Annotated in this window: 13 protein-coding genes; 6 read left to right on the top strand and 7 right to left on the bottom strand. The window is 72.8% G+C overall.

Annotation, left to right across the window (positions count from 1 at the left end):
• The first annotated feature begins 21 nt into the window (after positions 1-21).
• From cydC to AB0H75_RS47385, 5 genes are all read left to right on the top strand, one after another.
• Positions 22-1,704, top strand: coding sequence for a thiol reductant ABC exporter subunit CydC (cydC, locus tag AB0H75_RS47405; protein WP_367808131.1), 1,683 nt, complete (start codon positions 22-24; stop codon positions 1,702-1,704).
• A gap of 82 nt (positions 1,705-1,786) precedes the next feature.
• Positions 1,787-2,410 carry a hypothetical protein gene (locus tag AB0H75_RS47400; RefSeq protein WP_367808129.1) on the top strand — a complete coding sequence of 208 codons (624 nt, stop codon included), beginning with the start codon at positions 1,787-1,789 and terminating at the stop codon, positions 2,408-2,410.
• Entirely contained in the window at positions 2,407-2,730 is a 324-nt protein-coding gene (locus tag AB0H75_RS47395) for a transcriptional regulator (protein ID WP_367808127.1), read from the top strand. Before AB0H75_RS47400 ends, AB0H75_RS47395 begins: the two co-directional genes overlap by 4 nt.
• Entirely contained in the window at positions 2,727-3,617 is an 891-nt protein-coding gene (locus AB0H75_RS47390) for an ABC transporter ATP-binding protein (RefSeq protein WP_367808125.1), read from the top strand. Before AB0H75_RS47395 ends, AB0H75_RS47390 begins: the two co-directional genes overlap by 4 nt.
• Positions 3,610-4,350 carry an ABC transporter permease gene (locus tag AB0H75_RS47385; RefSeq protein WP_367808123.1) on the top strand — a complete coding sequence of 247 codons (741 nt, stop codon included), beginning with the start codon at positions 3,610-3,612 and terminating at the stop codon, positions 4,348-4,350. Before AB0H75_RS47390 ends, AB0H75_RS47385 begins: the two co-directional genes overlap by 8 nt.
• A gap of 99 nt (positions 4,351-4,449) precedes the next feature.
• Here AB0H75_RS47385 and AB0H75_RS47380 read toward each other — a convergent pair whose 3' ends face one another.
• The 7 genes from AB0H75_RS47380 to AB0H75_RS47350 all read right to left on the bottom strand — a co-directional run bounded on the left by AB0H75_RS47380 (position 4,450) and on the right by AB0H75_RS47350 (position 11,320).
• Complete coding sequence (locus AB0H75_RS47380; protein ID WP_367808121.1) at positions 4,450-5,691, bottom strand: S1C family serine protease; 1,242 nt, start codon at positions 5,689-5,691, stop codon at positions 4,450-4,452.
• A 233-nt stretch (positions 5,692-5,924) separates the two neighbouring features.
• Positions 5,925-6,146, bottom strand: a complete 222-nt coding sequence (locus AB0H75_RS47375; RefSeq protein ID WP_367808119.1) for a hypothetical protein — start codon at positions 6,144-6,146, stop codon at positions 5,925-5,927.
• Between the two features lie 6 nt (positions 6,147-6,152).
• Positions 6,153-7,697, bottom strand: a complete 1,545-nt coding sequence (locus AB0H75_RS47370; RefSeq protein WP_367808117.1) for an acyl-CoA synthetase — start codon at positions 7,695-7,697, stop codon at positions 6,153-6,155.
• A gap of 63 nt (positions 7,698-7,760) precedes the next feature.
• A complete protein-coding gene (locus tag AB0H75_RS47365) occupies positions 7,761-8,606 on the bottom strand; it encodes a MetQ/NlpA family ABC transporter substrate-binding protein (RefSeq protein ID WP_367808115.1) in 846 nt (281 codons plus the stop codon).
• A 9-nt stretch (positions 8,607-8,615) separates the two neighbouring features.
• Positions 8,616-9,272, bottom strand: a complete 657-nt coding sequence (locus tag AB0H75_RS47360) for a methionine ABC transporter permease (protein WP_367808113.1) — start codon at positions 9,270-9,272, stop codon at positions 8,616-8,618.
• Positions 9,269-10,222: a methionine ABC transporter ATP-binding protein gene (locus AB0H75_RS47355; RefSeq protein WP_367808111.1), complete on the bottom strand. Its 954-nt coding sequence runs from the start codon at positions 10,220-10,222 to the stop codon at positions 9,269-9,271. The genes AB0H75_RS47360 and AB0H75_RS47355 overlap by 4 nt, the downstream gene beginning before the upstream one ends.
• 285 nt (positions 10,223-10,507) lie before the next feature.
• Positions 10,508-11,320, bottom strand: a complete 813-nt coding sequence (locus AB0H75_RS47350) for an SAM-dependent methyltransferase (protein WP_367808109.1) — start codon at positions 11,318-11,320, stop codon at positions 10,508-10,510.
• Between the two features lie 40 nt (positions 11,321-11,360).
• On the opposite strand from AB0H75_RS47350, the gene AB0H75_RS47345 reads away from it, so the two are divergent.
• Positions 11,361-11,795: a winged helix DNA-binding protein gene (locus tag AB0H75_RS47345; RefSeq protein ID WP_367808107.1), complete on the top strand. Its 435-nt coding sequence runs from the start codon at positions 11,361-11,363 to the stop codon at positions 11,793-11,795.
• Positions 11,796-11,893: the final 98 nt, after the last annotated feature.

The following is an 11,893-nucleotide window of genomic DNA, read 5'->3' as shown; positions in this document are numbered from 1 at the left end:
AGCGGCGGAAGGAGGCAGGGCGTGCGGCGGATCGCGGGAAAGCGGCTGTGGTGGGCCGTGCTGGCGGGGGCGGCGGCGGACCTGGCCGGGCTGGGGCTGATCGCCGCGGCGGCCTGGCTGATCACCCGGGCCGCCCAGCAGCCGCCGCTGGCCGCGCTGAGCGTGGCGATCGTGGCGACCAGGGCGTTCGCGACGGGCAAGGGCGTCTTCCGCTACGCCGAGCGCCTCACCGGCCACGACGTGGCCCTGCGCGCCCAGGCCGGCACCCGCGAGGAGCTGTACGAGGCGCTGATCCCGCCCCAGCGCCCCCGCCACGGCGGCGCCGACCTGCTGAGCCGCATGGTGGACGACACCGAGGCCGTGCAGGACCTGCTGGTGCGCTGCCTGCTGCCCGCCGCCGCGGCGGCCGTGGCCGGGCTGGCCGCCGTGGTCGTCGGGCTGGCCGTCCTGCCGGTGGCGGCGCTGGTGCTGGCGGCCGGGCTGGCGCTGGCCGGGCTGGCGCTGCCCGCGGGCACGGCGGCCGCCGCCCGCCGCTGGTCGGCCAGGATCGCGCCCGCCCGCGCGGCGCTGGCGGGCCGGGTGGCCGACCTGGTGCACGGCTCGGCGGACCTGGCCGCGTACGGGGCCGACGAGCAGGCCCTGCGCCGCGCGGAGGCCGCCGACGAGGCGCTGGCCGCGCTCGAACGCCGCCAGGCCCGCGTCCACGCCGCCGCCCTGGCCGGGGGCACGCTGCTGCAGGGCCTGACCGTCGCCGCCGTCGTGCTGCTCGCCCAGGGCACGGGGGTGGGCTCGGTCGGCACGGCGGTGCTCGCGCTGACCGCGCTGGTGTCGTTCGAGCCGGTGCTGCCGCTGGCCGCGGCGGGCGAGCGGATGGCGGGCGTCATGGCGGCGCTGCGCCGCCTGCGGGAGGTACGCTCCGCGGCCCCCGCCGTCGCCGAGCCCGCCGCCCCCGCCCCCAGGCCGCAGGCGCCGCTGACCGTCGAGGTCGAGGACCTGGTCGTGCGCCACTCCCCCGCCCCGGCCCGGCCCGCGCTGGACGGGGTCTCGCTGCGGCTGACGCCCGGCAGGCGGGTGGCGGTCGTCGGGCCGAGCGGCGCGGGCAAGAGCACGCTGCTGGCGGCCCTGATGCGGCTGGCCGAGCCGGAGTCGGGGCACGTGCGCGTCAACGGCGTGGACGTGCGCGACCTGGCCGGCGACGACGTGCGGGCGCTCATGACCGGCCTCACCCAGGACCCGTACGTCTTCCGCACCACCCTGCGCGACAACCTGCGCCTGGCCGGCCCCGAGGCCGACGACGAGCGGCTGCGCCGCGCCGTGGACGACGCCCGCCTCGGCGACTGGGTGGCGCGCACCGGCTGGGACGCGGAGCTGGGCGAGGACGGCCGGACCGTCTCCGGCGGCCAGCTCCAGCGGCTGGCCCTGGCCCGGGCCCTGCTGTACGACCCGCCGGTGCTCCTGCTCGACGAGCCCGCCGAGGCCCTGGACGAGGAGACCGCCGACCGCCTCATGGCCGACCTGCTCGACGTCACCAGGCACCGCACCACGCTGCTGGTCACCCACCGGCTCAAGGGCCTGGAGGGCGTGGACGAGATCGTGGTGCTGGAGGAGGGCCGGGTCACCCAGCGCGGCCGCCACGACGAGCTGGTGGCCGTCCCCGGCTACTACCGGGACCTGTGGGAGTCCGAGGTCCTCACCAGGCGATAGCCCCCGCCCCCGGCGGACCCTTGTGGTGGCGCGGCCATCAGGTTTACGATACAAACCAGTTTGCCGGGCCGAGGGGTTTGTGATGATGGAAGACAGCGACCGGGCATCCACCCCGGAGGAGATGCTCCGCATCATCGAGGAGCAGCAGGCCACCGCGGCCCGCCACATCTACGTCGACCCGCTCCTGCTCTACCTGCCCTGGGGCGTGGCCTGGCTGATCGGCTTCACGGCCCTGTTCCTGCACTTCGGGTTCGACGGCCACGGCTACGCGCCGATCAGCCAGGACCAGGCGGTGGCCGTCCTGGTGATCGCCCAGCTCGTGGCGGCGCCCCTGTGCTTCTTCGGCATCAGCCGCATGACCCTGCGGCTGCGCGGCGAGATCCGGGCCAAGGGCACGATGTACGGCTGGACGTGGTGCGCCGGCCTGGTGGCGGCGACCGTCCTCGACGTCCGCCTGTCGCCCCTGCTGTCGCCGCAGGACGCCCACCTCCTCTGGGGCGGCTCCATGCTGACGATCGTGGCGGTGCTCTACATGACGGGCGGGACGTTGTGGTCCAGCCCGCACATGTTCTCCGTCGGGGTCTGGACCGCCGCCGTCAACGTGCTCGGCGTGCTGCTCGGCGCCGGCTGGCACGCGCTGCTCGCGGCGGTGCTGCTGGGCGGCGGGTTCATCGTGGCGGGCCTGTGGTGGAGGCGCCGCGCATGACGGCGGACAAGGGGCTGCCCGAGCTCGACCCGGTGATCCACGCGCAGGCGAGGCTGCGGGTGGTCGCCGCGCTCAACGTCCTCGGCGAAGGGGACGAGATGACCTTCGGCTCGCTCAAGGACCTGCTCGGCATGACGGCGGGCAACCTGTCGGTCCACCTGACGAAGCTGGAGGAGGCGGAGTACGTCCGCATCACCAAGACCCACAAGGGCCGCACGCCGGTCACGTACGTGGCGCTGACCAGGCGCGGACGGCTGGCCTTCGAGGACTACACCCGGGCGATCCGCGCCCTTCTCGACCCCACGGGAGGAACACCATGACAGTCCTCGCCAGAGCGATCGAGGTCACCCGCCGCTACGGCGACGTGCTGGCCCTCGACCGCGTCTCGCTCGCCGTCCGGGCGGGCGAGCTGGTCGGCCTGCTCGGCCCGAACGGCGCCGGCAAGTCCACCCTGATCAACCTGTTCGCCGGGTTGCGCCGCCCCACCTCGGGCACGGTCGAGCTGCTCGGCGGCTCCCCGCTGGACCCGGCGCGGCGGCGCGGCATCGGCGTGACGCCGCAGGAGACCGGCCTGCCGGAGACCTTACGGGTCGGCGAGATCGTCGACTTCGTCTCGGCGCACTTCCCCGACCCGGTGCGGCGGGAGGAGCTGCTGGCCAGGTTCGGCCTGGAGGAGCTGGCGCGGCGGCAGGTCGGCGGCCTGTCGGGCGGGCAGCGGCGGCGGCTGGCCGTGGCGCTGGCCTTCGTGGGCCGGCCCCGCCTGGTGTTCCTGGACGAGCCCACGACCGGCCTGGACGTCGAGGCCAGGCGGACGTTGTGGGACGGCGTCAGGTCCTTCCACGACGACGGCGGCACGGTGCTGCTGACCAGCCACTACCTGGAGGAGATCGAGGCGCTCGCCGAGCGGGTCGTGGTCGTCGGCCACGGGCAGGTGCTGGCCGACGACACGGTGGCGGCCGTGCGCGACGTGGTGGGCGTCCGCAAGGTGTCGCTCACCGTCGCGGACCTGCCCGAGCTGCCCGGTGTCCTCAGCGCCGAGCGCCACGACGACGGCCGGACGGACCTGCTCACCACCGACCCCGACCGGCTGGTGATCGAGCTGGTGCGCAGCGGCGCCGCGTTCTCGGGCCTGGAGATCAGGCCCACCACCCTGGAGGAGGCGTTCCTCACCCTGACCGCGAACCCCAAGGAGACCGCCCATGCCTAGTCTGGTCGCCGCGCACACCCGCTACCTCCTGACCGAGGAGATCAGGGTGCCGATCGGGCTGCTGGCCAGCTCGTTGTTCCCGGCCGTCTCGATGGTGGCGTTCGTGGTGCCGTTCGCCGGCGGGGACGCGATGGCCGCGACCGTCGCGACGGGCGGGCTGATGTTCTTCGGTGCCATGTCGTCGGCCCTCCTCGGGCTCGCCACGACGGTGGCCCAGGACCGCGAGCTGCCGTGGAACCCCTACCTGCGCACCCTGCCGGCGGGGCCGCTGCCCCGCTTCGCCGGGCGGATGCTGGCCAGGCTCGCCGTCATGCTGGTGTCGGTGGTGCCCGTGCTGCTGGTGGCCGCGCTGCTCACCGAGGCGGCGATCACGCCGGTGCGGCTGCTGCTCGGGCTGGGCGCGCTGGTCGCCGGGAGCGTGCCGTTCCTGCTGATGGGGCTGCTCCTGGGATTCTCGCTGTCGTCGAAGGCCGCGATGGCGGTGGCGCAGGTGTTGTTCTTCCCGATGGCGATCGTGGGCGGGCTGCTGCTGCCGCCGTACATCCTGCCGGACTTCATCGACGTCGTCTCGCCGTACGTGCCGACGCGCGGCGCGGCCGAGCTGGTCTGGTGGGCCATCGCGGGCCTGCGCCCCGGCACCGTGTCGCTGGTCATGCTGGCCGTCTGGACCGTCGCCCTGGCGGCGGCCGCCGCCTGGGCCTACCGGCGCGACGAGGGCCGGCGCTTCTCCTGACCGGCCTCTCCTGGCCGGTCTCTCCCGGTCAGGGGGACGGGGGTGTGCCGCCGAGTCCGCAGCGATCTCAACGGCACACCCGTCCGAGAGGGGGTCCGGTTATTTCTTTTCGACGAGGGTGACCGTGGCATCGTGGGGCTGCCCGTCCCTCATATATGTGATCTTGACCGCTTGCCCGGGTTTGAAACCTCTGACCTGTCCAACAACCGTATCGCCTCCGTCAACCGTCTTGTCGTTGATTTTGGTGATGAGGTCGCCTTGCCGCAGACCGGCCTTCTCCGCCGGGCTTCCGGCGGTGATCTCCCTGATCAGGGCGCCGGGTACGTCGCCGGTCGCGTCCGTCACGCTCACGCCGAGGAAGGCGTGGGTGACCTTGCCGGAGCTGATGAGCTGGTCGGAGACCTGCTTGGCGGTGTTGACCGGGATGGCGAAGCCGACGCCGCCGCCGGCCGCCTGCGAGGCGATGGCGGTGTTGATGCCGACCAGCTCGCCGGCCGCGTTCACCAGGGCACCGCCGGAGTTGCCGGGGTTGATCGAGGCGTCGGTCTGGATGGCGCCGCCGATCGTGGTGGGCTCGTCGGCCGGGGCCTGCTCCTGGCCCCAGCCGGGCGGCACCTGCCGCTGCTCGCCGCCGACGGTGAGCGTGCGGTCCAGGGCGCTGACGATGCCCTTGGTGACGGATCCGTCCAGGCCGAGCGGGCTGCCGATGGCCAGCACGTCGTCGCCGACCTTGAGCAGGTCGCTGTTGCCGAGCGTGGCCTTGGTGAGCCCGGAGACGCCCTCGGCGCGGATGACGGCGAGGTCGGTGGCGGGGTCGGTGCCGACCACGGTGGCCTTGGCGGTCTTGCCGTCGCTGAACTTGACCGTCATCTGCCCGCCGCCCTGACCGGCGCCCACGACGACGTGGTTGTTGGTCAGGATGAGCCCGTCCTCCGACAGCACCACGCCCGAGCCCTCGCCGCTCTGGCCCTGGATCATCACCACGCTGGGCTGCACCTTGGCCGCCACCTGGGCGACGGTCAGCTCGTTGGCGGTGTTCCTGAACACCGGGCTGGGCGTGCCGGGGTTGCTGGATGTGGTGGAGACGGCGACGGGGTCGGGCTGGAACGCGTTGGCGACGACGCCGCCCACCACTCCGCCGCCGACGGCGGCGGCCGCCAGCGCGAGCCCGGCGACGGCCTTGCTGCCGTAGAAGGGCTTCTTCGGCGGCGCGGGGGGCGGCGGCGGGGGCGGCTGCTCCATGATGATCGTGTCCCGCCGGGGGAAGCCCCCGGCGGCCGGCGGGGTGGCACCGAACTGGCTCCACCCGGTGCCCTGCTCGCGAGGCTCGTTCGCGTCCATCTGTCATCTCCTCGAGTTCACTGACTCAAGGGTGCCAAAGGGCGCGTAAGACCTGGTTAAGCCGATGATCAGAATTGTATGAGAGCCCTCATGGCCGGCTTATCCACGCTGCTCAGCACGGCGGCGGGCGCCGGGGCGGGCGGAAGAAACTCTCAGAAACCCAGCAATGTAGCAGCTCCACACGCCGAAGCCAACCCCGAACCACCCCCGGCGGCCCTCTCCGGCGCCCCCGGTCATGGGAGCAGCGGCGGCAGGATGCCGAACCCGCGCAGGATCCCCACGGACACGGTGACGGCGACGCCGATCAGGAGCATCGCGGTACGCGCCCGCCGCGCCAGGTGGGCGAACCTGCGTACCTCGCGCCACTCCCGCTCCCTGGCGCGCTCGGCTCTCGATCGGGCGATCTGCCGGCGGCTGGTGACCTTGAGTCTGCTCCGGTCGATGTGTCCCTTCATGATCCCTCATTCTGCGCCGGGGCGGGCGGGCCAGTACTCGTCGCGCAGGAGGCGCTTGTAGAGCTTGCCCGTGGGGTGGCGGGGCAGCTCGGGGCGGAAGTCGACGGATCTGGGGCACTTGTAGTGGGCGAGGTGGTCGCGGCAGTAGGCGATGAGCTCGGCCTCCAGCCCCGGCCCCGCCTCGGCCATGCTCACGGGCTCGACCACGGCCTTGACCTGCTCGCCCATCTCCTCGTCGGGCACCCCGAAGACGGCCACGTCGGCGACCTTGGGGTGCACCGACAGCACGTTCTCGGCCTCCTGCGGGTAGATGTTCACGCCGCCGGAGATGATCATGTAGGAGCGGCGGTCGGTGAGGTAGAGGAAGCCGTCCTCGTCGAGGTAGCCGATGTCGCCGAGGGTCGTCCAGCCGCGGCCCTTGGGGTCCTGCGAGGAGCGGGTCTTGCCGGGGTCGCCGTAGTACTCGAAGCGGCCGCCGTTCTCGAAGTAGATGGTGCCGTGCTCGCCGGGCGGCAGGTCCTCGCCCTCCTCGTCGCAGACGTGCACGACGCCGAGCAGGGAGCGGCCGACCGTGCCCTTGTGCTTGAGCCAGTCCTCGGGGCCGACGTAGAGGAAGCCGTTGCCCTCGGTGCCGGCGTAGTACTCGTGGATGATCGGCCCCCACCAGTCGATCATCCGCTCCTTGACGGGGACCGGGCACGGGGCGGCGGCGTGGATGGCGTACCTCAGCGACGACAGGTCGTACCGGCGGCGGGTCTCCTCGGGCAGCTTCAGCATCTTGATGAACATGGTGGGCACGAGCTGCGAGTGCGTGACCTTGTAACGCTCCACGAGCTCCAGGAACCGCTCGGGCTCGAAGCGCTCCATCACCACGACGGTCGCGCCGAGGCGCTGGAAGGTCATGCAGTAGCGCAGCGGGGCGGCGTGGTAGAGGGGCGCGGGAGACAGGTAGACGCTGCCGGAGTCGGGCGCGAACAACCCCTGGACGAGCCTGAGCAGCATGCCCGGCTCCTCCAGCGGGCCGTGCGAGGCGGGCAGCTTGACGCCCTTGGGGCGGCCGGTGGTGCCGGAGGAGTAGAGCATGTCGGCGCCGGTGCACTCGTCCGCGACGGGGGTGACGGGCTGCCCGGCGACCGCCTCCTCGTACGAACGGAAGCCCTCGGCGGTGCCGTCGATCATCAGGCGCAGCTCGACCTTGGGGGTGGCGGCGGTGACGGAGGTGGCCACGCCGGCCAGGTCGGCGCTGGAGATGAAGACCCGGGCGCCGCAGTTGTCCACGATGTACGACAGCTCGTCGGTCTGCAGCCGGGAGCTGATGGGCGTGTAGTACAGGCCCGAGCGGTGCGCCGCCCAGGCCACCGCCAGGAAGAGGGGGTGGTTGGCGAGCATGAAGGCGATGTGGTCGCCGGGGCGCAGGCCGGCCGAGCGGAACAGGTGGGCCAGCCGGTTCGACTCCTCGTCCAGCTCGCGGTAGGTGATGATCCGTCCGGAGCCCGCCATGATCACAGCGGGCTTGTCGGGGGTGACTGCTGCGATGGCTCCCGGATGCATGACCAGAACAGTATTCGGTCCGCGGGCGGCCCGCCAGCGTACGGCGGGCCGCCCCGGGGGAGGTCACTCCGCGGCGATGACCGAGCCCTGGTACTTCTGCTGGATGAACTCCTTGACCTTCGGGTCGCGCAGGAGCTTGCCGAGGGTCACGATGTTGGCGTCCTTCTCGTGGCCGGCCTGCACGACCAGGCCGTTGACGTACGGGTTGCCCTCGCTCTTCTCCAGCACCAGCGCCTGCGAGGCGGGCTTGAGCCCGGCCTCCAGGGCGTAGTTGCCGTTGATGACCGCGGCGTCCACGTCGTCCAGCGAGCGCGGGAGCTGCGCCGCCTCCAGCGGCTTGAACTGCAGCTTCTTCGGGTTGCCTGTGACGTCGCGCTCGGTGGCGGCGGTGCCGGCGCCCTCCTTGAGGGTGATCACGCCGTTGTCGGCGAGCAGCTTGAGCGCGCGGCCGAGGTTGGTGGCGTCGTTGGGCAGGGCGACGGTGGCGCCGCTCGCCAGCGCGGACAGCGCGGTGATCTTCTTGCTGTAGAGGCCCAGCGGCTCCAGGTGCACGGGGGTGACGAAGCTGAGCTTGGTGCCCTTGGAGGCATTGAAGTCGTCCAGGTACGGCTTGTGCTGGAAGAAGTTGGCGCTGAGCTGCCCCTCGTCGAGCTGCACGTTCGGCTGGACGTAGTCGGTGAACTCCACGATCTCCAGCTTGAGCCCGGCGGCCGGGGCCAGGTTCTCCTTGACGAAGTTCAGGATCTCCGCGTGCGGCACGGGGCTGGCGCCCACCTTGAGCACGGTGTCGGCCGACTCGGCGGTCTTGGTCCCGGCCCCGGTCCCGGCGTCGGTCGCGGACTGCGACGAACCGCATGCGGCGAGCGACAAGGCCAGAGCAACCACACCTGCGATACTGCGAATTTTCATGATTTTCCTTTACTTGTGCGATAGACGCCGGGCGACCCAGTCGCCCAGGCTCTGCAGCAGTTGCACGATGACGATGAGCAGCACGACGGTGACGATCATCAGCAGCGTCTCGAAGCGCTGGTAGCCGTAGCGGACGGCCAGGTCGCCGAGGCCGCCGCCGCCGAGCGTGCCGGCCATGGCGGAGTAGCCGATGAGCGCGACGACGGTCACGGTCAGCCCGGCGACCAGGCCGGGCAGGGCCTCGGGCAGCAGCACCTTCCACACGATGGCGGTCCTGCTCGTGCCCATGGCCTGGGCGGCCTGGACGACGTCCGTCCCGACCTCGCGCAGCGAGGTCTCCACCAGCCGGGCGAAGAACGGCACCGCCCCGACGGTGAGCGGCACGACGAAGGCGGCGGTCCCGATGGTGGTGCCGACGACGAGCCGGGTGAACGGGATGATCGCGATCATCAGCACGATGAACGGCAGCGACCGCCCGACGTTGACCACGAACCCGAGCACGGCCCTGACCGCGGGCGCCGGCCGCAGCCCGCCCCGGTCGAGCACCACGAGCGCCACGCCCAGCGGCAGCCCGAGCAGCACGGTGAACAGCGTGGACCAGCCCACCATCTGGGCCGTCTCCACCGTCGCCGGCCACAGCAGCGGCAGCATCTCGTCCCAGGTCACGACGCCTCCTCGACGATCACTCCGGACTCGCGCAGGTACGCGAGCGCGGCGGCGGCCTCCGCGCCCTCCAGCGCGACGCGCAGCCGGCCGACCGAGCCGCCGGCCAGCTCCTCGATCGAGCCGCCGAGGATGCTGAGGTCCACGTCGAACTTGCGCACGACCTCCGACACCACCGGCCGGCCCGGGTCCCCGGCGAACGTCAGCGTCACCGACCCGGCCGGGGCGGGCTCGGGCAGCGGGAAGATCTCCCTGGTCAGGCGGGAGCCCGGGGTCGCGACGAGGTCGGCGATGGCGCCGGACTCCTCGATGCGGCCGCCGGCCATGATGGCCACCGAGTCGCAGACGCTCTTGACCACGTTCATCTCGTGGGTGATGAGCAGGATCGTCAGGCCCAGCTCGGCGTTGAGCCGCTTGAGCAGGGCCAGGATCGACTGCGTGGTGGCCGGGTCGAGCGCGGAGGTGGCCTCGTCCGACAGCAGCACCGACGGGTTGCCGGCCAGCGCGCGGGCGATGCCGACGCGCTGCTTCTGGCCGCCGGAGAGCTGGTGGGGACGGTGCCCGCCGCGGCCCTCCAGCCCGACCAGCTCCAGCAGCTCGCCGACGCGGCGCGCCCGCTCGGCCCTGGGCACGCCCATGACCTCCAGCGGGAAGGCCACGTTCCCGGCGACCGTGCGCGAGGAGAGCAGCGCGAAGTGCTGGTGGATCATGCCGATGCGGCGGCGGGCGCGGTTGAGGTCGGCCTCGCGCAGCGCGGTCAGCTCCTGGCCGTCCACGGTGACGGTGCCCGCGTCGGGGCGTTCGAGCAGGTTGACGCAGCGCAGCAGCGTGCTCTTGCCCGCGCCGCTCTGGCCGAGCACGCCGAAGATCTCGCCTTGGCGCACGCTGAGATCGACGCCGTCGAGCGCGACGACGTCACCGTACTGCTTGCGCAGGCCGGAAGCCTGGATCACGGAAGAACCCCACGACTGAGGGCGGCCGGAGCCGCGGAGATGGACATGCCGGACGAGGAGCGGCCGGTGTCAGCGGGTTCCCGGGTGGAACGGCAGGTGGCTCAGCCTGCGCAGCACGAAGACGGGTGCGATCATGATGACCTTCGGGTGGAGGGGCGGGCGGTCTGGTCTAGCGGGCCGGCATTCGCCCCATACGCATGCGGCGACACGGGGCTGCCCGGTGGGCGCTCTGGTCGTTCGCGTATGCCGTGGTCACGCCGTTGCCAACGACGCCCGGATATTTCCCTATTCCCGATTGTTTGAGTGATGTACGTCACGCTCCGCGACGAGGAAGCCCGCCGCCCCCTCCCACGGGCGCCCGTAGCGTCGTGCCAGCTCGGCGCGGCTCACGACGCGCGGGCGCCAGCCGCGGGCGGCGAGCCAGGCGGCGGCGTCCTCGCCGAGCCCGCCCTTCCACAGGGCGCCCATGTGCCGCAGGGACGGCCAGGCGCGGGCCGCCCTCATCAGGCGGGCGGCGGCGCCGGCGTCGTGCTCGAAGGCCAGGCTGCTGCCAGGGGCGGACAGGTCGCCGACGCGCGCCAGCAGCTCCCCCGCCTCCGCGGCGGTCAGGTAGATGAGCAGGCCCTCGACCAGCCAGGCGGACGGGACGGCCGGGTCGTGGCCGGCCGCGCGCAACGCCGCCGGCCAGTCCTCGCGCAGGTCGGCGGGCACGGGGACGCGCTCGCAGCGCGGCCGGGCGCCCAGGCGGGCCAGCACGCCGTCCTTGAACGCCAGCAGCTCGGGCAGGTCCAGCTCGAACAGCCGGGTGCCGGGCGGCCACGGCAGCCGGTAGGCGCGGCTGTCGAGCCCGGCGGCCGGCAGCACCACCTGGGGGTGCCCGGCGCCGACGAGGTGGTCGTCGAAGAAGCGGGTGCGGAGGGCGAGGTGGTCGGCGAACAGCCCGCCGGTCTCCGTGCCCTCCCCCGCCCCCTCTCCCGCGGCGGTCACGAACGCCGTCGCGTAGGGGTCGTCGAACAGCCGGTCGGGCCGCTCGCTCTCCGCGGCCCGGATGCGGGCCGCGCCGATCGCCGTCCTCGCCACGGCGGGAAGCTCAGTCATATCGGCAACGATACATCTCCAGCGATGTAGTATGGCAACCATGAACATCGCGGGACTGCGCAGGCTCGGACGGCGGCTGGTGGAGCTGGCCAGGACGACGGACACCGGAACGGGCCGGCCGGTGCTGACGCCCGGCGAGGAGGCGGTCTTCGTGGACGTGCTGCGCCACCCGGGCAGCGCGGTACGGGACATCCAGAGCCGCACCGGCTTCGCCCAGAGCCACGTGTCGGCCTCGGTGGCGCGGATGCGCGAGCGCGGCATCCTGGAGACCGCGCAGGACCCGGACGACGGGCGGCGCACGCAGGTGCGGGTGGCCGACGTGGCCGTGGACGCGTTGTTCCGGCGGGCGGCGTCCTCCGTGGACGAGGTGGTGCGCGCGGCCCTGCGCGACCCCGCCGACACCGAGCGGGCGGTGGCGCTGCTGGAGGAGCTGGAGTCCCTGCTGATCACCGACGAGTCCCACGGCGCCGACTGACCCCTCCGGCGTCCCCGCTCGCCGATCTGGCCACCGGCCACGACATGCACCTGGAGGCTCCGCACGAGGTGGCGCGCCTCATCCTCGGCCGGCTGGGC

The organism is Nonomuraea sp. NPDC050783 (assembly GCF_040802095.1).
In the GTDB taxonomy this organism is placed as follows: domain Bacteria; phylum Actinomycetota; class Actinomycetes; order Streptosporangiales; family Streptosporangiaceae; genus Nonomuraea.
This window is presented reverse-complemented; position numbering and strand designations above follow the sequence as displayed.